Annotated in this window: 21 protein-coding genes and 1 tRNA gene; 6 read left to right on the forward strand and 16 right to left on the reverse strand. The window is 69.9% G+C overall.

What is annotated here, in order from left to right; all coding sequences use genetic code 11:
• Positions 1-9: 9 nt before the first annotated feature.
• From ACO2Q0_RS07045 to ACO2Q0_RS07070, 6 genes are read right to left on the reverse strand one after another with little or no spacing between them, the layout of a single operon-like run.
• Positions 10-246, reverse strand: a complete 237-nt coding sequence (locus ACO2Q0_RS07045) for a hypothetical protein (RefSeq protein WP_423350791.1) — start codon at positions 244-246, stop codon at positions 10-12.
• A complete protein-coding gene (locus ACO2Q0_RS07050) occupies positions 246-1,607 on the reverse strand; it encodes a bifunctional folylpolyglutamate synthase/dihydrofolate synthase (RefSeq protein ID WP_423350792.1) in 1,362 nt (453 codons plus the stop codon). The genes ACO2Q0_RS07045 and ACO2Q0_RS07050 overlap by 1 nt, the downstream gene beginning before the upstream one ends.
• Positions 1,579-2,505: an acetyl-CoA carboxylase, carboxyltransferase subunit beta gene (accD, locus tag ACO2Q0_RS07055; RefSeq protein WP_423350793.1), complete on the reverse strand. Its 927-nt coding sequence runs from the start codon at positions 2,503-2,505 to the stop codon at positions 1,579-1,581. Before accD ends, ACO2Q0_RS07050 begins: the two co-directional genes overlap by 29 nt.
• Before the next feature lie 5 nt (positions 2,506-2,510).
• Entirely contained in the window at positions 2,511-3,344 is an 834-nt protein-coding gene (trpA, locus tag ACO2Q0_RS07060; protein ID WP_423350794.1) for a tryptophan synthase subunit alpha, read from the reverse strand.
• A complete protein-coding gene (trpB, locus tag ACO2Q0_RS07065) occupies positions 3,341-4,561 on the reverse strand; it encodes a tryptophan synthase subunit beta (RefSeq protein WP_423350795.1) in 1,221 nt (406 codons plus the stop codon). Before trpB ends, trpA begins: the two co-directional genes overlap by 4 nt.
• Positions 4,562-4,571: 10 nt before the next feature.
• Positions 4,572-5,216 carry a phosphoribosylanthranilate isomerase gene (locus ACO2Q0_RS07070; RefSeq protein ID WP_423350796.1) on the reverse strand — a complete coding sequence of 215 codons (645 nt, stop codon included), beginning with the start codon at positions 5,214-5,216 and terminating at the stop codon, positions 4,572-4,574.
• A 92-nt stretch (positions 5,217-5,308) separates the two neighbouring features.
• Between ACO2Q0_RS07070 and ACO2Q0_RS07075 the strand changes: the two genes are divergently transcribed.
• The gene (locus tag ACO2Q0_RS07075; protein WP_423350797.1) at positions 5,309-5,866 is read left to right on the forward strand and encodes a hemerythrin domain-containing protein; all 558 of its coding nucleotides are present in this window, start codon (positions 5,309-5,311) and stop codon (positions 5,864-5,866) included.
• Between the two features lie 21 nt (positions 5,867-5,887).
• On the opposite strand, the gene mscL is transcribed toward ACO2Q0_RS07075, so the two are convergent.
• The 5 genes from mscL to aroA form a co-directional block, all read right to left on the reverse strand.
• Complete coding sequence (gene mscL, locus ACO2Q0_RS07080) at positions 5,888-6,316, reverse strand: large-conductance mechanosensitive channel protein MscL (protein ID WP_423351575.1); 429 nt, start codon at positions 6,314-6,316, stop codon at positions 5,888-5,890.
• 23 nt (positions 6,317-6,339) lie between these two features.
• Positions 6,340-6,630, reverse strand: coding sequence for an integration host factor subunit beta (locus ACO2Q0_RS07085; protein ID WP_423350798.1), 291 nt, complete (start codon positions 6,628-6,630; stop codon positions 6,340-6,342).
• A gap of 195 nt (positions 6,631-6,825) precedes the next feature.
• On the reverse strand, positions 6,826-8,535 hold the full coding sequence (gene rpsA / locus ACO2Q0_RS07090) for a 30S ribosomal protein S1 (RefSeq protein ID WP_423350799.1): 1,710 nt from the start codon (positions 8,533-8,535) through the stop codon (positions 6,826-6,828).
• 125 nt (positions 8,536-8,660) lie between these two features.
• Positions 8,661-9,326, reverse strand: coding sequence for a (d)CMP kinase (gene cmk, locus ACO2Q0_RS07095; RefSeq protein WP_423350800.1), 666 nt, complete (start codon positions 9,324-9,326; stop codon positions 8,661-8,663).
• Positions 9,323-10,654, reverse strand: a complete 1,332-nt coding sequence (gene aroA / locus ACO2Q0_RS07100; RefSeq protein WP_423350801.1) for a 3-phosphoshikimate 1-carboxyvinyltransferase — start codon at positions 10,652-10,654, stop codon at positions 9,323-9,325. The genes cmk and aroA overlap by 4 nt, the downstream gene beginning before the upstream one ends.
• Before the next feature lie 127 nt (positions 10,655-10,781).
• On the opposite strand from aroA, the gene ACO2Q0_RS07105 reads away from it, so the two are divergent.
• From ACO2Q0_RS07105 to ACO2Q0_RS07115, 3 genes are all read left to right on the forward strand, one after another.
• Complete coding sequence (locus ACO2Q0_RS07105) at positions 10,782-11,249, forward strand: TIGR02300 family protein (protein WP_423350802.1); 468 nt, start codon at positions 10,782-10,784, stop codon at positions 11,247-11,249.
• A gap of 102 nt (positions 11,250-11,351) precedes the next feature.
• Positions 11,352-11,427 (forward strand) — tRNA-Ala (locus ACO2Q0_RS07110).
• An 89-nt stretch (positions 11,428-11,516) separates the two neighbouring features.
• On the forward strand, positions 11,517-12,035 hold the full coding sequence (locus ACO2Q0_RS07115) for a hypothetical protein (protein WP_423350803.1): 519 nt from the start codon (positions 11,517-11,519) through the stop codon (positions 12,033-12,035).
• A 9-nt stretch (positions 12,036-12,044) separates the two neighbouring features.
• Here the strand turns inward: ACO2Q0_RS07115 and ACO2Q0_RS07120 are convergent, their stop codons facing one another.
• The gene (locus ACO2Q0_RS07120) at positions 12,045-13,157 is read right to left on the reverse strand and encodes a class I SAM-dependent methyltransferase (RefSeq protein ID WP_423350804.1); all 1,113 of its coding nucleotides are present in this window, start codon (positions 13,155-13,157) and stop codon (positions 12,045-12,047) included.
• Between the two features lie 216 nt (positions 13,158-13,373).
• Here ACO2Q0_RS07120 and ACO2Q0_RS07125 point away from each other — a divergent pair, with 216 nt between their 5' ends.
• Together ACO2Q0_RS07125 and ACO2Q0_RS07130 are read left to right on the forward strand one after the other, a co-directional pair.
• Positions 13,374-13,796, forward strand: a complete 423-nt coding sequence (locus ACO2Q0_RS07125) for an Hsp20 family protein (protein ID WP_423350805.1) — start codon at positions 13,374-13,376, stop codon at positions 13,794-13,796.
• A gap of 99 nt (positions 13,797-13,895) precedes the next feature.
• Entirely contained in the window at positions 13,896-14,165 is a 270-nt protein-coding gene (locus ACO2Q0_RS07130) for a DUF1150 family protein (protein WP_423350806.1), read from the forward strand.
• 78 nt (positions 14,166-14,243) lie between these two features.
• On the opposite strand, the gene ptsN is transcribed toward ACO2Q0_RS07130, so the two are convergent.
• The 4 genes from ptsN to rpoN all read right to left on the reverse strand — a co-directional run bounded on the left by ptsN (position 14,244) and on the right by rpoN (position 17,648).
• The gene (gene ptsN / locus ACO2Q0_RS07135) at positions 14,244-14,717 is read right to left on the reverse strand and encodes a PTS IIA-like nitrogen regulatory protein PtsN (RefSeq protein ID WP_423350807.1); all 474 of its coding nucleotides are present in this window, start codon (positions 14,715-14,717) and stop codon (positions 14,244-14,246) included.
• 74 nt (positions 14,718-14,791) lie between these two features.
• Entirely contained in the window at positions 14,792-15,421 is a 630-nt protein-coding gene (gene hpf / locus ACO2Q0_RS07140; protein WP_423350808.1) for a ribosome hibernation-promoting factor, HPF/YfiA family, read from the reverse strand.
• A gap of 32 nt (positions 15,422-15,453) precedes the next feature.
• Entirely contained in the window at positions 15,454-16,074 is a 621-nt protein-coding gene (locus ACO2Q0_RS07145) for an exopolysaccharide biosynthesis protein (protein WP_423350809.1), read from the reverse strand.
• A 68-nt stretch (positions 16,075-16,142) separates the two neighbouring features.
• A complete protein-coding gene (gene rpoN / locus ACO2Q0_RS07150) occupies positions 16,143-17,648 on the reverse strand; it encodes an RNA polymerase factor sigma-54 (RefSeq protein WP_423350810.1) in 1,506 nt (501 codons plus the stop codon).
• Positions 17,649-17,736: the final 88 nt, after the last annotated feature.

Below are 17,736 nucleotides of genomic sequence, written 5' to 3' on the forward strand. Positions count from 1 at the left end.
TCCGTCCGTTCAGACCGGGTTTTCGGGGCCGCCTTCGGGCGGCCCTTCTCGTTTCGGCCTCTGCTTCAGCACGTACCAGCGCACGGCGCGGGTCGCGAACAGGAAGCCCACGACCCAGCCGATCAGCACCACGTCGGTGCGGCCGAACACCTCGATCAGAATCCACAGGATCAGCAGCGCCACGGCGAGCGTGATCAGGTAGTGGCGCGGCAGGGCGAAGCGCAGGCTGTAGGGTTTCGCGGGCATCAGGCGGGCCAGGTCTCGGGGCTCATCGCCAGCACCTCGCCGGCGAAATGCAGGCCCCCGCACACCAGGACATGCGGCGCGGGACCTTCCGCCGCAAGGGCCAGGCGCACCGCCGCCTCGACGTTCGGAGCCATTTCGGCGGGCAGCCCTGCCTGGACCGCCCCGACCGCGATGTCCTCGGCCGACGCCGCCTGGGGCGAATCGAAGGTGGTGGCGATCACCCGCGGACGCATCTCGGCGAAGGGGCGGAAGAAGCCCGGAGCGTCCTTTCGCGCGAACATGCCGGTGACGAGCGTCAGCGGTCGCGGGTCGCGATCGACGATGCGCGAGGCGGCTTCGGCCAGCGCCCGGCCGGCGTGGGGATTGTGGCCGCCGTCCAGCCAGAGGTCGGAGCCGCGCTTGCGGGCGAGTTCGGCGAGCGGGCCCGCGGTCAGGCGCTGCATGCGCGCGGGCCAGACCGCCGAGGCGACGCCCGCGCCCAGCACCTCGTCCGACAGCGAATGGTCGAAGGTCAGCGCGGCGGCGACGGCGAGGCCGGCGTTCTCGAACTGATAACCGCCGAACAGGCTGGGCGGCGGCAGGTCCAGCAGCCGGTCGGGCATCTGCACCAGCAGGCGGCCGCGCTCCTCCCAGGCGTCGAAATCGGCGCCCATCTGCAGGACCGGCGCCATCCGATCGTCCGCCTCCCGGGTGATCATCTCCAGCGCCTCTTCCATCTGGCGGGCGACGACCACGGGCCGGCGCGTCTTGATGATCCCCGCCTTCTCCCAGGCGATCTTGGCGAGGCCCGGCCCCAGCATCTCCAGGTGATCGTAGTCCACGGGCGTGATGACGCTGACGGCCGGGGCGTCGAAGACGTTGGTGGCGTCGAAGCGCCCGCCAAGGCCAACCTCCACGACGCACAGATCGGCGGGCGTCTCGGCGAAGGCCAGCAACGCCAGCACCGTGGTGATCTCGAAGAAGCTGATGTCGCCGCCGGCGTTGGCCGCCTCCACCCGCTCGGTCAGCGCCATGAGCTGCTCGTCGGTGATCAGCTTGCCCGCCAGCCGGATCCGTTCCGCGAAGCGGACGAGGTGCGGCGAGGTGAGCGCATGCACCCGCAGGCCCGCCGCCTCGCCGATGGCGCGCAGGTAGGCGACCGTCGAGCCCTTGCCGTTGGTCCCGGCGACATGGATGACCGGCGGCAGCTTCCTTTCAGGATGGTCCAGCGCCGCCAGCAGGCGCTCCACGCGGCCGGTCGTCAGGTCGATCAGCGTCGGGTGGTTGGCGCGCAGCCGCTGGATCACCGCGTCGGAGGCGCGGATCGGATCGAAGCCTGGATCGGACTTCAGCTCAGGCGGCGGCGGAGGAAAGGCGCTCACGCCCCATCATAAGCGTCTTCAGGATCGAGCCCAGCCTCTCCGGCAGCTCGGCGCGCGGCACCACTTGGTCGATCATGCCCCGCTCGGCCAGGAACTCCGACTTCTGGAAGCCCGGCGGCAGGGTCTCGCGGATCGTCTGCTCGATCACCCGGCGACCCGAGAAGCCGATGGTGGCGTTGGGTTCGGCCAGGTGGACGTCGCCCAGCATGGCGTAGGAGGCCAGCACGCCGCCCGTAGTCGGGTCGGTGAGCACGACGATGTAGGGCAGGCCGGCGGCCTTCACCTCGTTCAGCGCCAGCGTCGTGCGGGCCATCTGCATGAGGGACAGCGTGCCCTCCTGCATGCGGGCGCCGCCCGAGGCGGTGAAGATCACCAGCGGGACCTCGCGCTGCACGGCCGCCTTGGCCGCGGCGATGAAGGCCTCCCCCGCGCCCATGCCCAGCGAGCCGCCCATGAAGTGGAAGTCCTGGACCATCACCACGCACGGCTGGCCGGCGACGTGGCCGTAGGCGGCGGCGATGGAGTCCTGCTCGCCCGTGGCCTTGCGCGCCGCCTTCAGGCGGTCGGGGTACGAGCGGTCGTCGGGGAACTTGTGCGGGTCCTCGACCACCGGCGCCCATTCGATCTTCTCGAAGACGCCGTCATCGAAGGTGATGGCCAGCCGCTGGGCCGCGCCGATCCGCATGTGGTGGCCGGACGGGGTGACCCACAGGGCCGCCTCCAGGTCGGGCCGGTAGATCATCTCGCCGGTCTCGGGGCATTTCACCCAGAGGTTCTCAGGCGTCTCGCGCTTGGCGAAGTTGCGCACGCCAGGCGCGATGCGGGACAGCCAGCCGCGACGTTCGCGGGCGCCGGCGGGCCGGTTCGACTTGTCGTTACGCTGATCAGCCATCGCCATGGTTTTCAGACCGCCGTTTGGCTCGTTCGCGCGAGGCGCACAGCCTTAGCTAAGGATTCCACTTTGGAAAGAACTCTCGCGGTCACGTCTTCGTTCATGTCCACTGCTTCGGCGACTTCGTCCACAAGCGCGGAACCGACCACGACCGCGTCGGCGACCTGGGCTACCTGCTTCGCCCTTTCCGAAGTCTTGATGCCGAATCCGACGGCGACAGGCAGGCCCGAGGCCTTGCGAACCCGCTCGACGTGCGGCGCGACGGCGGCGGCGTCCGCCTCCTTCACGCCCGTCACCCCGGCCACCGAGACGTAATAGACGAAGCCGGACGTGCGCTTGACCACCACCGCCAGGCGCGCGTCGTCCGTGGTCGGCGTCGCCAGCCGGATCAGCGAGACGCCGGCGGCGTCCAGGGCGTCGGCCAGCGGCTCGGCCTCCTCCGGCGGGCAGTCCACGACGATCAGCCCGTCGACGCCCGCGTCCGCCGCCTCCTGGGCGAACGCCTCGAAGCCCCAGCTCACGATGGGGTTCATGTAGCCCATGAGGATCACGGGCGTCGCCTGATCGCCTTCGCGGAACGCCCGGATCAGCTCCAGCGTGTCGCGCGTGGTCATGCCCTTGGCCAGCGCCCGCTGCGCCGCGCGCTGGATCGGCGGGCCCTCGGCCATGGGATCGGAGAACGGGAAGCCCACCTCGATCAGGTCGGCGCCCGCCGCCGGCAGGCCCTTCAGGATCTTCAGCGCCGTTTCCCGGTCCGGGTCGCCGGCCATGACATAGGGGATGAAGGCCGCGCGGCCTTCCGCCTTCAGCGCCGCGAAGCGGGCGTCGATACGGGCTTTCGTCAAATCTGGCGTCCGAGGTGGGCGGCGACGGTGGCCACGTCCTTGTCGCCCCGGCCCGACAGGTTCAGCACCACGATCCCGTCCTTGCCGACCTCACGGGCCACGTCGCCGATGCGGGCGATGGCGTGCGCGCTCTCGATGGCCGGTAGGATGCCCTCCAGCTTGGAGAGCAGCATGAAGGCGTCCAGGCTCTCCTGGTCGGTCGCCGTCAGGTAGGTCGCGCGGCCCACGTCATGGAGCCACGAGTGCTCGGGCCCGATGCCGGGATAGTCGAGGCCGGCCGAGATCGAGTGGGCCTCGGTGATCTGGCCGTCCCGGTCCTGCAGCAGGTAGGTCATGTTGCCGTGGAGCACGCCCGGACGGCCACCGTTGATGGCGGCGGCGTGCCGATCGGTGTCCATGCCGCTGCCCGCCGCCTCGACGCCGATGAGCTTCACCGAGGCGTCGTTCAGGAACGGGTGGAAGATGCCGATCGCGTTCGAGCCGCCGCCCACGCACGCCACCACGGCGTCGGGAAGACGGCCTTCGGCCTCCATCACCTGCTCGCGCACCTCGCGGCCGATCACCGACTGGAAGTCGCGGACCATCTCCGGATAGGGATGCATGCCGGCGGCGGTGCCGATCAGGTAGTAGGTGTCGTGGACGTTGGTCACCCAGTCGCGGAGCGCCTCGTTCATGGCGTCCTTCAGGGTCGCCGAGCCCGAGGTGACGGGGCGGACTTCCGCGCCCAGCAGGTTCATCCGGAAGACGTTCGGCTTCTGCCGCTCGACGTCGACCGCGCCCATGTAGACCACGCAGGGCAGGCCGAAGCGGGCGCAGACGGTGGCCGTGGCTACGCCGTGCTGGCCGGCGCCGGTCTCGGCGATGATCCGGGTCTTGCCCATCCGCATGGCCAGCAGGATCTGGCCCATGCAGTTGTTGATCTTGTGGGAGCCGGTGTGGTTCAGCTCCTCGCGCTTCAGGTAGATCTTGGCCCCGCCGAAATGCTCGGTCAGCCGGGCGGCGAAGTAGAGCGGCGAGGGCCGGCCCACATAGTGGGTCATGTAGCCGGAAAGCTCGGCCTGGAACTCCGGATCGGCCTTGGCCTGCGCATAGGCCGCGGTCAGCTCGTGGACCAGCGGCATCAGGGTCTCGGGCACGTACTGGCCGCCGTAGTCGCCGAAGCGCCCGTGGGCGTCCGGGTAGGCGGAATAGTCGTTGGGACGGCTGGGCGCGTTCAAAGCGGAGGTCTCAAGCGCGTCTGACGGCGTCGAGGAACGCCTGGATCAAGGCGGCGTCCTTTAGTCCGGGACCGCGCTCCACGCCAGAGGAAACGTCCACCAGCGGCGCCCCCGAGACCGACACCGCCTCGGCCACGTTCCAGGGGTCGAGCCCGCCGGCCAGGAACCACGGCCGCTGGAACCGCCGCCCCTGCATCAGGCTCCAGTCGAAGGCGACGCCCAGGCCGCCCGGGCGGTCGGCGTCCTTCGGCGGCTTGGTCTCGAACATCAGGTGCTCGACCAGGGGCTCGTAGGCCTGGGCCGCGGCGAAATCGGACGGCTCGGAGACCGGCAGCACCTTTATGATCCCGCGGCCCGTGCGCTGGGCGATCTCGCGCACCCGGGCGGGCGTCTCCTTGCCGTGGAGCTGGATCAGGTCGGGCTCCATCCCGGCCATGATCGCGTCCAGCTCGCCGTCCGAGGGATCGACGACCACCGCCACCGCCTTGGCGCCCCGCGCGCGGACCGCGGGCGCCAGCCGGCCCGCGGCCTGCGGCGCAATGTTCCGGGGGCTCCGCTCGAAGAACATGAAGCCCAGGTACGCCGCCCCGCCGTCCAGGGCGGCGGTCACCGCCTCGGGCGTCGAGACCCCGCAGATCTTGGCTTTCGCCGTCATGCGCCGGGGCTTAGTCGCTGAGGCCTACATTGGGCAAGGGCCGGAACAGGGCCGCGCGCCGAGGGTTGTCCCGCCAGTCTGGAGGACGAGACATGCCTAACCTCAGCAATGGAAACTTCGGCCGGCTCGCGACGGGAGCCGCGCTCGGCTTCGCGGCGGGCCTGGCGTTGCCGCACGCCCGCAAGGCGGTGGCCCAGGGCCCTTCGATCGCGGCAGGAGACTGGGTCGAGGCCCTGAAGGCCGAGCACCGGCTGGTGGAGAAGACCTTCGAGATGCTGCTGCAGACCACCGAGGCCGAACCGGTGAAGCGGCAGATGCTGCTGACCAAGATCGCCTACGCGCTCACCAAGCATGCGGTGGAGGAGGAGAACGTCATCTATCCGGCGATGATCGAGGCCGGCCGCGAGGACCAGGCGCGCCACCTGATCGAAGACCACGGCGACGTGAAGACCTTCATCTACGAGCTGCGGCGGATGCCGACCGAGGATCCCCGCTGGATCGAGACGGCGCGGCGGTTCTTCGCCGACCTTCAGGAGCACGTCCGCGAGGAAGAGGACGACATCTTCCCGACGTTCCGGGCCGCCCTGCCCGACGAGGAGAACGCGCGGCTGACCCGGATGATGAACTGGGAAGGCTTCAAGGTCGCGTGACGGAGGCCGCGCGGCCGCCCGTCACCGGGCCTGCTGCGCCTTCAGCAGGTCGCGGATTTCGATGAGCAGGGTCTCCTGCGGCGTGGGGGCCGGCGGTTCGGCCTCCGCGCTCGCCTTCTGCTCCTGATGGTGCACGCGCCGGATCGCGTTCACCGCCTTCACCAGCATGAACACCGCCCACGCGACGATCAGGAAGCGGATGCAGGTGTTGACGAAGGCGCCGTACTGGATCGCCACGGGGTCGAGCTCCGGCGTCGCCGGATTGTCGGCCTTGAGCACCCATTGCAGCTTCGAGAAGTCGATGCCCGACGTCGCCAGGCCGATCGGCGGCATGATGACGTTGTCGACCAGCGCCTTGACGATGTCGTTGAAGGCCGCGCCGATGATCACGCCGACCGCCAGGTCGATGACGTTGCCCCGGGCGATGAACTCGCGGAACTCGTGGAGGATGCCCGCCACCGTCGGCGCCCGCCCTAGGCTTCGTCGTCGGCGTTCAGCCGCTCGCGCAGCTCCTTGCCGCTCTTGAAGAAGGGCACGTGCTTGGCCCGCACGTCCACCGGCTCGCCGGTGCGCGGATTGCGGCCGGCGCGGGCGTCGCGCGAGCGCACCGACAGCGCGCCGAAGCCCCGCAGCTCGACGCGGCCGCCGTCTTCGAGCGCCTGGATCATCCGCTCGAGGATCACGCCGACGACGCGCTCGATGTCCCGCTGGGTGAGGTGCGGGTTCTCTTCGGCGAGTTTCGCGATCAGCTCTGACTTGATCATGAGGCCCCTCGAACCGGCGCGACCATGGGCGACTCTCTGACGCGGTTCAAGGCGGAAATAGGGTTTACGGGCGCCGCGGCCAAGCTTCTTCCGCCGCGGCGCGCCCAACTTTTGCTGGGCCCATGAAAAAGCCCCGCCCGGCGAGCCGGACGGGGCGTTTCCTTTGCGCCTTTCGCCTGGATCAGGCGAAGGGCCTTAGTCCTTCTGGGCCTTCTCGCGCAGAGCCGCGCCCAGGATGTCGCCCAGCGAGGCGCCGCTGTCCGACGAGCCGAACTGCTCGATGGCTTCCTTTTCCTCGGCCATTTCGAGCGCCTTGATCGACAGCGAGACGCGGCGGGCGGCCTTGTCCACGTTGGTGATCTGGGCGTCGACGCGGTCGCCCACGGCGAAGCGCTCGGGGCGCTGGTCGGCGCGGTCGCGGCTCAGGTCCGACTTGCGGATGAAGGCCGTCATCGGCGCGTCGTCCTCGCCGAAGCGGACTTCGATGCCGCCCGAGGTCACTTCCGTCACCGTGGTGGTGACGGTCTGGCCCTTGCGGAAGCTGTCGCCCTGCATCGGGTCGCCGGCGAGCTGCTTGATGCCGAGCGAGATGCGCTCCTTCTCGACGTCCACGTCCAGGACGCGCGCCTTGACCATGTCGCCCTTGTTGTAGCGCGCCATGGCTTCTTCGCCCGACACGGCCCAGTCGAGATCCGACAGGTGCACCATGCCGTCGATGTCGTTGTCGAGGCCGATGAACAGGCCGAACTCGGTGGCGTTCTTGACCTCGCCTTCCACGGTCGAACCGATCGGGTGGGCCTCCAGGAAGGCCTCCCACGGGTTGGCCATGGCCTGCTTCAGGCCGAGCGACACGCGGCGCTTGGACGGATCGACGTCGAGTACGACGACTTCCACTTCCTGCGAGGTGGAGACGATCTTGCCGGGGTGGACGTTCTTCTTGGTCCACGACATTTCCGACACGTGCACCAGGCCTTCCACGCCCGGCTCCAGCTCCACGAAGGCGCCGTAGTCGGTGATGTTGGTGATGCGGCCGGTGAACTTCGCGCCCACCGGGTACTTGGCTTCCACGCCGTCCCAGGGGTCGGACTGGAGCTGCTTCATGCCGAGCGAGATGCGCTGGGTCTCGGGGTTGATCTTGACGATCTGCACCTTGACCGTGTCGCCCACCGCCAGGACCTGGCTCGGGTGGTTGACGCGCTTCCAGCTCATGTCGGTGACGTGCAGCAGGCCGTCGATGCCGCCGAGGTCCACGAACGCGCCGTAGTCGGTGATGTTCTTGACCACGCCTTCGCGGACTTCACCCTCTTGCAGCTGGCTGACCAGCTCGGTGCGCTGCTCGGCGCGGGCTTCTTCCAGGATGGCGCGACGCGACACGACGATGTTGCCGCGCGGGCGGTCCATCTTGAGGATGGCGAACGGCTGCTCGCGGCCCATGAGCGGGCCGACGTCGCGCACCGGACGGATGTCCACCTGCGAGCCCGGCAGGAACGCCGAGGCGCCGCCCAGGTCGACGGTGAAGCCGCCCTTCACGCGGCCGACGATGACGCCCATCACCGGCTCGTTGCGCTCGTACACCGCTTCCAGGCGGGTCCAGGCTTCTTCGCGGCGGGCCTTCTCGCGGCTGATGACCGCCTCGCCCATGGCGTTCTCGACGCGCTCCAGGAACACCTCGACGGTGTCGCCGGTCTTCAGGGCGGGCTTGTCTTCGCCGGGCGAGGTGAATTCCTTCAGCGCCACGCGGCCTTCGGTCTTCAGACCGACGTCGATGATCGCGAAGTCCTTCTCGATGCCGACGACGGTGCCGCGCACCACCTGGCCTTCCATGATGTCACGCCCGCCGAAGGACTCGTCGAGCAGCGCGGAGAAGTCGTCGCGCGAGGGGTTGAGGCTAAGATCGTCAGCCATGAGGGTCTTTCGTCTGGTTGGACGCGAGGCCCTGGCGCAAAGGCCAGGCGGAGTCCGCGCGTCGGGTTAACGTGTGTGGGATTGCGCCCGCGGCCGTCCGGAGGCTGAAGCGCGGTTGGATTGCCTTACCGGGAAGAGGGCTCTTGAGAGCTTTCCCAGCGGGCGCGCGCGGCCTCGACGATGCGGCGGGCTGCATCGAAGGCGCGGTCTATACTCAAATCGGACGTGTCCAGCAAGACGGCGTCCTCGGCGGGGCGCATCGGCGCCGTGTCGCGACCGCCGTCGCGCGCGTCTCTCTTATGGATGTCGGCGAGGATGTCCTCGAAGGCGACGGCCTCGCCCTGGCCGGTCAGCTGCTTCCAGCGGCGCTCCGCCCGCACCTGCGGCGTCGCGGTCACATAGAGCTTGGCCGGCGCGTCGGGGGCGATGACCGTGCCGATGTCGCGGCCGTCCAGCACGGCGCCGCCCGGCTGGGCGGCGAAGGCCCGCTGGAAGTCCAGCAGCGCCTCGCGCACGGCTGTGTGGACGCCCACACGGCTCGCCGCCTCGCCCGCGCCACGGGTGCGCAGGGCCGGGTCCTCCAGCTGCTCCGGCCTCAGCGAGCGGGCCGTCGCCGCGGCGGCCGCCGGATCGTCGACGCTGGCGCCCGCCGCCTGGGTGAGCACGCCGACGGCGCGGTACAGCAGGCCCGTGTCCAGCACCGGCAGGCCGTAGAGGGCGCCCAGCTTGGCGGCGATGGTGCCCTTTCCCGAAGCCGCCGGGCCGTCCACGGCGATCACGAAACCGCTCATGCCGGCTGCAGCCCGCCCTCCGCGATCTCCGCGCCCAGGCCGCCCATCAGGCCGATGAAGCCGGGGAAGCTGGTCGCGATCATGCCGGGTTCGTCCACCCGCACCGGTTCGGCCGAAGCCAGCCCCAGCACGAGGTGGGACATGGCGATGCGGTGGTCGCCATGGGTGGTGACGCTCGCCCCGCCCCGAACCTGACCCGCGCCGCCGGTGACGATCAGCCCCTCCGGCTCTTCCTCGACGGTGACGCCGCACGCCGCGAGCCCGGCGGCCATCAGGGCGATCCGGTCGCTCTCCTTCACCCGCATCTCGCCGATGCCCCGCATCACGGTCCGGCCCGTGGCGTAGGCCGCGGCCACCGCGAGGATCGGATATTCGTCGATCATCGAAGGCGCCCGCTCGGGCGGGACCTCGACGCCTTCGAGCGCCGAGTGCCGCGCGGTGACGTCGGCGACGGTCTCACCGCCTTCGTCGCGGACGTTGGTCACCGACAGGTCGGCGCCCATGTCGCCCAGGGTCTCCAGCAGGCCGATGCGCAGCGGATTGAGCAGCATGCCCTCCACCGTCACCGCCGAGCCCGGCGTGATCAGCGCCGCCACCAGCGGGAAGGCCGCCGACGAGGGGTCGCCCGGCACGCGGACGCTGATGCCCTGGAGCGACTGGCCCGAGGGCAGGACGACGCGGCGCCCCGCGCCTTGCTCGAACACCTCCACCTCGGCGCCGAAGCCGCGGAGCATGCGTTCGGTGTGGTCGCGGGTGGCCTCGGGTTCGACGACCTCGCAGCCGGCGCCGTTCAGGCCGGCGAGCAGGATGGCGGACTTCACCTGGGCGGACGGCTCCGGCAGCCGGTAGGCGAGGTGGCGCAGCCCGCCGCCCTTCAGCGTCAGCGGCAGCCGGCCGCCCGCGCGGCAGATCCACGTGGCGCCCATCTCCCCGAGCGGCTTCAGCACGCGGTTCATCGGCCGGCCGCGGAGCGAGGCGTCCCCCGTGAACGTGGCCGCCAGGTCGAACCCGGCCGCCGCGCCCATGATCAGGCGCACGCCGGTGCCGGCGTTGCCGCAGTCGACCACGTCGGCAGGCTCGGCGAAGCCGCCCTTGCCCTGGACGCGCCAGCAGCCCTCGCCCGTGCGGACGACCTCGGCGCCGAAGGCCTGCATGGCCTGGGCGGTGCGACGGACGTCGTCCCCTTCCAGCAGGCCTTCGATCTCGGTCGTCCCATGCGCCAGCGCGCCCAGGATGAGCGCGCGGTGGCTGATGGATTTGTCCCCCGGAGCCCGCACGGTCCCCTTGAGGGACCCCGCGCGGCTGGCGGTCAGGTACGCCGCCGTCATGAGCTTAAAACGAGCCTCCGGAATGGGCGAAAAATCATGAGGGGGATTGCTTTGACAGCGGCTCTCGCGCGTGGCAAGGGAGCCCGCTTTTTCCGCGCCACCTTATACAGATAGAGGGCCGTCGCCTTTGGCCAATCCCGAGCTGGGCACGAAGCAGATCTGCCCGACCTGCCAAGCGAAATTCTACGATCTGGGCAAGCGTCCCGCGCACTGCCCGAAGTGCCACACCGAGTTCGATCCTGACGAGGCGGTCCGCAACCGCCGCGTCCGGGCCCGCGCCGTCACGCCCGACACCGAGGCGGACGAGGAGCGCGAGGACCAGGTCGCCGAGGAGGCCGAGCGCGACGAGGACGAGGACGAGGAAGCCGTCACGCCCGAGCTGGACGAGGTGGCCGACGAGCCGCCGCTGGCCGCGGACGACGACGATGACGCCGCCGAGCCCAGCCCGGCCGTGTCGGAAGACCTCGGCGAGTTCACCGACGACGAGGATGTCGAGGACGCGGACGACGTGCCGTTCCTCGAGGACGAAGAAGACGACGACTTCGACGATTCCGAAATCGAAGGCCTCCCGGACGAGGGCGACGACGATCGGTAAAGGGCCTGCGAAAAAAGCCCTTCAGACGGGCTTGATCGCGGGAACCGAGTTGAATAGGTTCCGCGCCTTCCCGGCGGGCCAACAGCCGGGAAGGACGACCCTGGGGCTATAGCTCAGTTGGTAGAGCGCTTGAATGGCATTCAAGAGGTCAGCGGTTCGACTCCGCTTAGCTCCACCATGAAGGCCCGCCGGTAACGCCGGCGGGCCTTCGCCTTGTCAGGCTTCCGCCTTTGACGAGGCTCCGGCCGGACGGCTAAGAAAATGGACATGCTGAAAGCCGCTGTCCTGACCCCTTCGCTCGTGGCCGCCCTCGGCGGCGCCCTCGTCCTCGTCGCCGGCTGCGACAAGGCCAAGGACCGTTCCGAGCAGGCGGCGCCCGCCGCCGCCGCTCCGGCCGCGCCGCCGCGACCGCCGCAGCCCGCCTGGGCCACGGACTACCTGGGCAAGGGCCTGGGCCAGCTCTTCCCCAAGACCGGCGACTGCGTGGGCAACACCGAAGCCGTCGAGGCGCGCTACGCCGATGGCGTCGCCGTCATCGGCTGGGGCTGGGACAATGCGGCCAAGAAGGCCGTGGCCCGGATCGTTCTGGTGGACTCGGCCATGCGCGTCGTCGGTGCTGGCGAGACCGGCATGTCGCGCCCCGACGTGCCGGCGGCGCAGCCGCAGATCACCGATCCCAACACCGGCTGGCGGGCGATCGCCACGACGCCCGCCGGCGCCTTGGACGCCTACGGGATCACCGACGACGGCCAGGGCGCCTGCAAGCTGGGCCACATCCAGTTCTAGGGCCTGGGGTCAGGCGCTGGCTTTCGGCCCGCGCGCCTTGAAGAGGCCGCCCAGGAAGCCGCGGCCGCTCTTCGGTCGCCGCATCAGCACCGCGTCCTGGGTGTTGTTGAGGTCATGCGAGCCCACGTGCAGCACGTCGAAATAGTCGGCCCACACCCGCCGGACGTATGACTCCGTATGGTAGGCCAGCCGGTAGAAGCCCGGGAGGCCTTCGGTGGCGTCTGCGTCGCCCCAGTAGACGAAGCCGTCGTTCAGCCCCTTCGCCCGCACGTCGTCCGGCAGCTCGTAGGCTTCGGGATTCAGCTTGGTGGTCAGCAGCACGCCGCCGGGCTTCAGGATGCGGCGCAGCTCGGCCAGCATGCCGTGCTGCATGTCCTCGGGCAGGTGGGTGAAGATCGAGATCGAATAGATCAGGTCGAAGCTCTCGTCCGCGAACGGGAGCGGCGGGTTGGGCCCGTTGACGCGGAAGTCGCCGATGTCCTGCAGGTTGGCCCGCGCCCAGCCGATCGCCTCGCCGTCGATGTCCGACCCGAACAGTTCGGCGTCCGGATGCATCTCCTTGATCGACGAGATCACCCGGCCCGGGCCGCAGCCGAAGTCCAGGATCTTGCGGTGTTGTTGCAAGGGCGCGCCGCCGCGTTCGAGGATGGCGGCGATCTGTTCGGCCACCTTGCGGCCGGTGACGTGGAACTGGCCGGCGGCCGCGCCGGTGACGCGGATCTGCAGGTGCTCGGGCGGCGTGCGCTTGCGGCGCACCGGCCGGCCGAACACCGCCTGCGCCCAGGCCTCGCTGACTTCGTACTCGAACGGCCGCGTCCGGGCGCCCGACGTGACCACCGCGTTCAGCAGGAAGGGCTCCTCCGGCGTCACGCCCCGGAACAGCGCCGGGAAGTCCACGCGCGCGAAGATCGTGGCGGCGGTGATCCCCGGGAAGACATCCGCGACGTGCGGCGCAGGCTGGCTGCGGACCGGGACCTCGACCCCGTTCAAGGTCAGGCGGATGCCGGGATCGTCGAGGTCGTCGACCTCGGCCCAGCCGATGAAGTTGAAGGTCGTGTCCTGATCGCCCAGTCGATAGGGCGGATCGAGACTGATCAGGACTCGTTCGTGGCGAACAGCCATCGGAATTCCTCGCGTTAAGCCGACGAGGTTCGCCCCAACCCGCCAGGGATTCTTGACCTTCCGCGTTTAGCCCAGCCGTCGCGGGGGACGCAATCGGCCGGAGGCGTCGCCGTTGCAACCCGACCCCGGGAACCCCAAATAGCGAGGGTCCGAGCCTGTCGCGCCGATCTCGGGCGGCGAGCCGGAGAGTCGCTTCTTTCGAGGACTCCACGAGGCATGAACCGGTCCCTGATCTTCGACAGCCCCTTCCTTCTGGGCTTCGAGCACACCCGATCGCTGATCGAGCGCGCGGCCAAGGCCGCCGCGGAGAGCTATCCGCCCTACAACGTCGAGGATCGCGGCGCCGGCGGCCTGCGGATCACGCTCGCGGTGGCGGGGTTCTCGCCCGACCAGCTGCAGGTGACCGTCGAGGACCGCCAGCTCGTCGTCGCCGGCAAGCGCGACGGCGCCGGCGCCAAGCCCGAGGACGCCTACCTGCACCGCGGGATCGCCGCCCGGGGCTTCATCCGCAGCTTCGTGCTGGCGGACGGGATGGTGGTGGAAGGCGCGACCCTGGAGCACGGCCTGCTCCACATCGATCTGGCGCGGCCGGAGCCGGAAAAGCGGGTGCAGAACATCCCCATCCGGACCGCCGGTTAAGCTGAAATCGAGATGTAAGTACCTCGTCGCCGGAACAACCGGGACGAATATCAAACGAACGGCCGGCTGAACCGGCGACCGTTCGGAGCGTTGAGTTTCATGGAGGTGGTCATGATGACGCCTGTACTTTCGACTGAAGCCTTTGCGGCGCTGGGCGCCCCGCATCTGGTCTATGTGCGCCCCGTGAAGGCGGCCGAAATCTTGGCCAGCGTGCCGTCCGCCCAGATTCAGGGCTTCGAGCTCGATCCCGACCAGACCCTCTATGCGGTCCACCGGGCCGACGGCGAGCGTCTCGCCGTGCTGACGGATCGTGAATCGGCGGTCGCCGCCGCCCTGGCCCACGAACTGGCGCCGGTGTCGGTCCACTAGCCCGCCGGCAGACACCAGACATGCAAAAGGCCGGCGGGAGACCGCCGGCCTTTTTCGTTTCCGTAAGACCTGCCGCCGCTACGCCGCGGTCGAGCGGATCGGTCCGTTGTCCTGCACCAGCAGGGCGTAGATCGCGTCGGCCGTCCGCGCCTGGCGCAGCTGCTCGCGCAGCTCGGCTTGGCGCAGGAGGCGCGAGACGCGCGCCAGGGCGCGCAGGTGGTCGGCGCCCGCGTCCTTGGGCGCGAACAGGGCGAAGATCAGATCCACCGGCTGGTCGTCGACGGCGTCGAACTCCACCGGCTGCTCGAGGCGCACGAACACGCCGCGCATGCGCTCGAGGCCCTCCAGCCGCGCGTGCGGCGCGGCCACGCCGTGGCCGACGCCGGTCGAGCCGGCGGCCTCACGCTCGATGAGGGCATCCAGGATGTCGCCGGCGTCGAGTCCGAGCTTGCGGGCCGCGATCTCGGCGACCACCGCCAGGACCTGGCGCTTGCTGGATGCGCTCACGCGCAGGGAGATCGCGGTGCGATCGAGGAGGTCGCCGATGTTCATGCTTCTCTTCAGGTACTCGCAAATGACCGACGGCCCCGGCTCTACCGGCGGGATATGACGGTCGTCTGATAGCGCTAGTGGGCTGGACCGGTTCCTTCCTCATCCATCCCGTCACGGTTTCGCGTCCGCTCCGGGTCGATCCAGCCGATGTTTCCGTCGGGCCGGCGATATACCACCGAGATGCCGCCGTGCGCAGCGTTTCGGAACACAATTGTTTGAGCTTCGGTCAGGTCGAGCTCCATGACCGCCATCGACACCGTCATCGTGCGGACCGGCTTCTCGGTCTCGGCGATGATCATCGGCTCGGGGAAGGCCTGGCCGTCGCCCTCCTCCTCGTCCTCGTCGTCGAGGTCGGGCGGCCGGATCACGAAATAGGCCGCGCTCTCGGCCTGCTTGGCCACCGCCTGCTGGTGGTGGTCCTTGAGCCGGTTCTTGTAGCGCCGGACGCGCTTGGCCATCTTCTGCATGGCCACGTCGAAGGCCATGTGGGCGTCGCCGCCGACGCCGTGGGTCGTCAGCTGCTGGCCCGACGCGAGGGTGACCGCGCAGTCGACCTTGAAGGCGTTGCCCTCGCGGCTGATCACCACGTCGGCGCCGCCGCCGCGGTCGAAATACTTCTCGATGCTGTTGCTGAGTTCGTCGGAGACTCGCGCACGCAGAGCCTCGCCGACATCGACGTGTTTTCCGGTGACTTGGACTTGCATGAGACGATGAACGCGCCTGCCGGGAGTTGGTGTCAACCCAGTCCGACGAGAGTGCGCGCCTGGTCGAAGACCCTGATGATCAGGTGGGCGGCGAGCACCAGGACCGAGGCGCTCGTGGCCGCCGCCGCATAGCCCACAAGCGCCAGCAGGCCGTCGCGCTGCACCAGCGACAGGGACAGGACGCACACGGCCGCCGCCGGCAGCAGGTTGCCGAGCGGGATCGGCAGGATCAGCACCAGCGCCAACAGCGTACAGACAAAGCCGATCAGCCGCTGACCCACGCCGCTGAACAGGAAGATGAACCTGGGCCGCGACAGTCCCTCGATGCGGCGCAGCCACCGCACCACCCGCGGCAGGCCGGCCCGCAGGTCGTCGAGCGCGATCTCCCGGCAGCGCAGTCGTTGGGGCAGCCACGGCGCGCGGGCGCCCATCATCAGCTGCGGCGCCAGCAGCAGCAGCGGCAGGCCGAAGATGGTGGTGCCGCCCGGCGGCAGCGGCAGCAGGCAGAGGATTCCGAAGATCAGCAACAGCGCGCCCAGCGCCCGGCCGCCGAACCGCGCCGACAGTTCGTTCACGGTGATCCGCTCCGACGGCGCGTCGGCGATCTCCTGCAGCACCTCCGACAGAGGCTGATGGCGGTCGGCTAACAGCATGCGCCCCTCATCTGGCGCGCCTCACAGGCCGCGCCAAGGGCCGGAACGCGGGAACCGGCCAGAAGTGGCTAGACGGCTTCCTTCAGCATCCGCCGGCGCTCCACCGAGGACGGGATGCGCATGGCCTCGCGGTACTTGGCGACCGTGCGCCGCGCGATGTCGACGCCGGCTTCCTTGAGGATTTCCACGATCCGGTCGTCCGAATGGACGTCCTCCTCGCGGGCCTCGGCGTCGATCAGCTGGCGGATCTTGTGCCGGACGCTCTCGGCCGAATGCGCCTCGCCGCCCTCCGAGGACGCGATCGCCGAGGTGAAGAAGAACTTCATCTCGAACACGCCGCGGGGCGTGGCCATGTACTTGTTCGAGGTGACCCGGCTGACGGTCGACTCGTGCATGCCGATGGCCTCGGCGACGGTCTTCAGGTTCAGCGGCCGCAGGTGCTCGACGCCGTAGGCCAGGAAGGCGTCCTGCTGGCGCACGATCTCGGACGAGACCTTGAGGATCGTCTTGGCCCGCTGGTCCAGGCTCTTCATCAGCCAGTTGGCCTGGGCCAGGCAGTCGGCGACGAAGGTCTTCTCCTGGTCCGAGCGCGCCTTGCCGCTGACGTGGGCGTGGTAGCGCTGGTCCACCAGCAGGCGCGGCAGCGTCTCGCCGTTCAGCTCCACGTGCCAGAGGCCGCCGGGTCCCTCGCGCACGAAGACGTCCGGCGCCACCGGCTGGGCCGGCTCCCCGCCGAAGGCCGCGCCCGGCCGGGGCGTCAGGCCCTTCAGCTCGGCGATCATCTCCCGCAGGTCCTCGTCGTCCACGCCGCAGACCCGGCGCAGCGCCGTCAGGTCGCGCCGGGCGAGCAGCTGCAGGTTGTCGAGCAGCGCGGCCATGGCGGGGTCGTAGCGGTTGCGGTCCTTCAGCTGCAGCATCAGGCACTCGCGCACGTCGCGGGCGCAGACCCCCACCGGCTCGAAGCCGTGCAGCACCGAAAGCACCCGCTCGATCAGCGCCATCTCGCAGCCCAGCCGCTCGGCCACCTCGTCCAGGTCGACCCGCAGGTAGCCGCCTTCGTCCACCGAATCGATCAGCACGCCGGCCACCGCGCCCTCGGCGGGCGTGAAGCCGGCCACCGCCGCCTGGTCGTGCAGGTGTTCGGAGAGCGTCTTCTCGTGGACCAGCGCGCCCTCGAGCCCTTCGAGGTCGCCGTCGAAGCCGCCGCCCTTGCCGGCCCGGGACCAGTCCACCGCCCCGCCGGCGTCGCCCGCGGGCTCGGGCGCATCGCCGGTGGCGCGCTCGCCGGGCGAGACCTCGTCGTGGGCGGCGTCCAGCTCGGCCCGGGCGCCGGCGTCGTCGACGCGGTCCAGCGCGGAATCGGCCGAGGCGGCCGGCGCCTCGTCCGCGGCCTCGCGCTCGGGCTCGCTGTCGCGCTCGTCGCGCTGGAGCAGCGGGTTGCGCTCCAGCTCGGCCTCCACGAAGGCCTCCAGCTCCATGTTGGACATCTGCAGCAGCTTGATGGCCTGCTGCAGCTGGGGCGTGATGACCAGCCCCTGTCCCTGACGAAGCTCCAAACGCGCGGCGAGCGCCACTGAACCCTGTCCTTCCGCACCGGCCGACTGGCCTGTTTCTTGCTGAAGGAGGCTAGGCCCGCGTTCCCCACCGATTGGTTAACCGCCG

Origin of the sequence: Phenylobacterium sp. VNQ135, assembly GCF_049445735.1 — a bacterium.
In the GTDB taxonomy this organism is placed as follows: Bacteria; Pseudomonadota; Alphaproteobacteria; order Caulobacterales; family Caulobacteraceae; genus Phenylobacterium.

What these genes read in the sequence shown, in the direction of transcription:
- aroA (WP_423350801.1), bottom strand. Translation starts at nt 10,654, where the DNA reads ATGACGGCGGCGTACCTGACCGCCAGCCGCGCGGGGTCCCTCAAGGGG.
- ptsN (WP_423350807.1), bottom strand. Translation starts at nt 14,717, where the DNA reads ATGAACATCGGCGACCTCCTCGATCGCACCGCGATCTCCCTGCGCGTG.
- rpsA (WP_423350799.1), bottom strand. Translation starts at nt 8,535, where the DNA reads ATGGCTGACGATCTTAGCCTCAACCCCTCGCGCGACGACTTCTCCGCG.
- ACO2Q0_RS07085 (WP_423350798.1), bottom strand. Translation starts at nt 6,630, where the DNA reads ATGATCAAGTCAGAGCTGATCGCGAAACTCGCCGAAGAGAACCCGCAC.
- hpf (WP_423350808.1), bottom strand. Translation starts at nt 15,421, where the DNA reads ATGCAAGTCCAAGTCACCGGAAAACACGTCGATGTCGGCGAGGCTCTG.
- ACO2Q0_RS07125 (WP_423350805.1), top strand. Translation starts at nt 13,374, where the DNA reads ATGAACCGGTCCCTGATCTTCGACAGCCCCTTCCTTCTGGGCTTCGAG.
- ACO2Q0_RS07145 (WP_423350809.1), bottom strand. Translation starts at nt 16,074, where the DNA reads ATGCTGTTAGCCGACCGCCATCAGCCTCTGTCGGAGGTGCTGCAGGAG.
- ACO2Q0_RS07115 (WP_423350803.1), top strand. Translation starts at nt 11,517, where the DNA reads ATGCTGAAAGCCGCTGTCCTGACCCCTTCGCTCGTGGCCGCCCTCGGC.
- accD (WP_423350793.1), bottom strand. Translation starts at nt 2,505, where the DNA reads ATGGCGATGGCTGATCAGCGTAACGACAAGTCGAACCGGCCCGCCGGC.
- ACO2Q0_RS07120 (WP_423350804.1), bottom strand. Translation starts at nt 13,157, where the DNA reads ATGGCTGTTCGCCACGAACGAGTCCTGATCAGTCTCGATCCGCCCTAT.
- ACO2Q0_RS07070 (WP_423350796.1), bottom strand. Translation starts at nt 5,216, where the DNA reads ATGACGGCGAAAGCCAAGATCTGCGGGGTCTCGACGCCCGAGGCGGTG.
- cmk (WP_423350800.1), bottom strand. Translation starts at nt 9,326, where the DNA reads ATGAGCGGTTTCGTGATCGCCGTGGACGGCCCGGCGGCTTCGGGAAAG.
- ACO2Q0_RS07045 (WP_423350791.1), bottom strand. Translation starts at nt 246, where the DNA reads ATGCCCGCGAAACCCTACAGCCTGCGCTTCGCCCTGCCGCGCCACTAC.
- ACO2Q0_RS07075 (WP_423350797.1), top strand. Translation starts at nt 5,309, where the DNA reads ATGCCTAACCTCAGCAATGGAAACTTCGGCCGGCTCGCGACGGGAGCC.
- ACO2Q0_RS07130 (WP_423350806.1), top strand. Translation starts at nt 13,896, where the DNA reads ATGGAGGTGGTCATGATGACGCCTGTACTTTCGACTGAAGCCTTTGCG.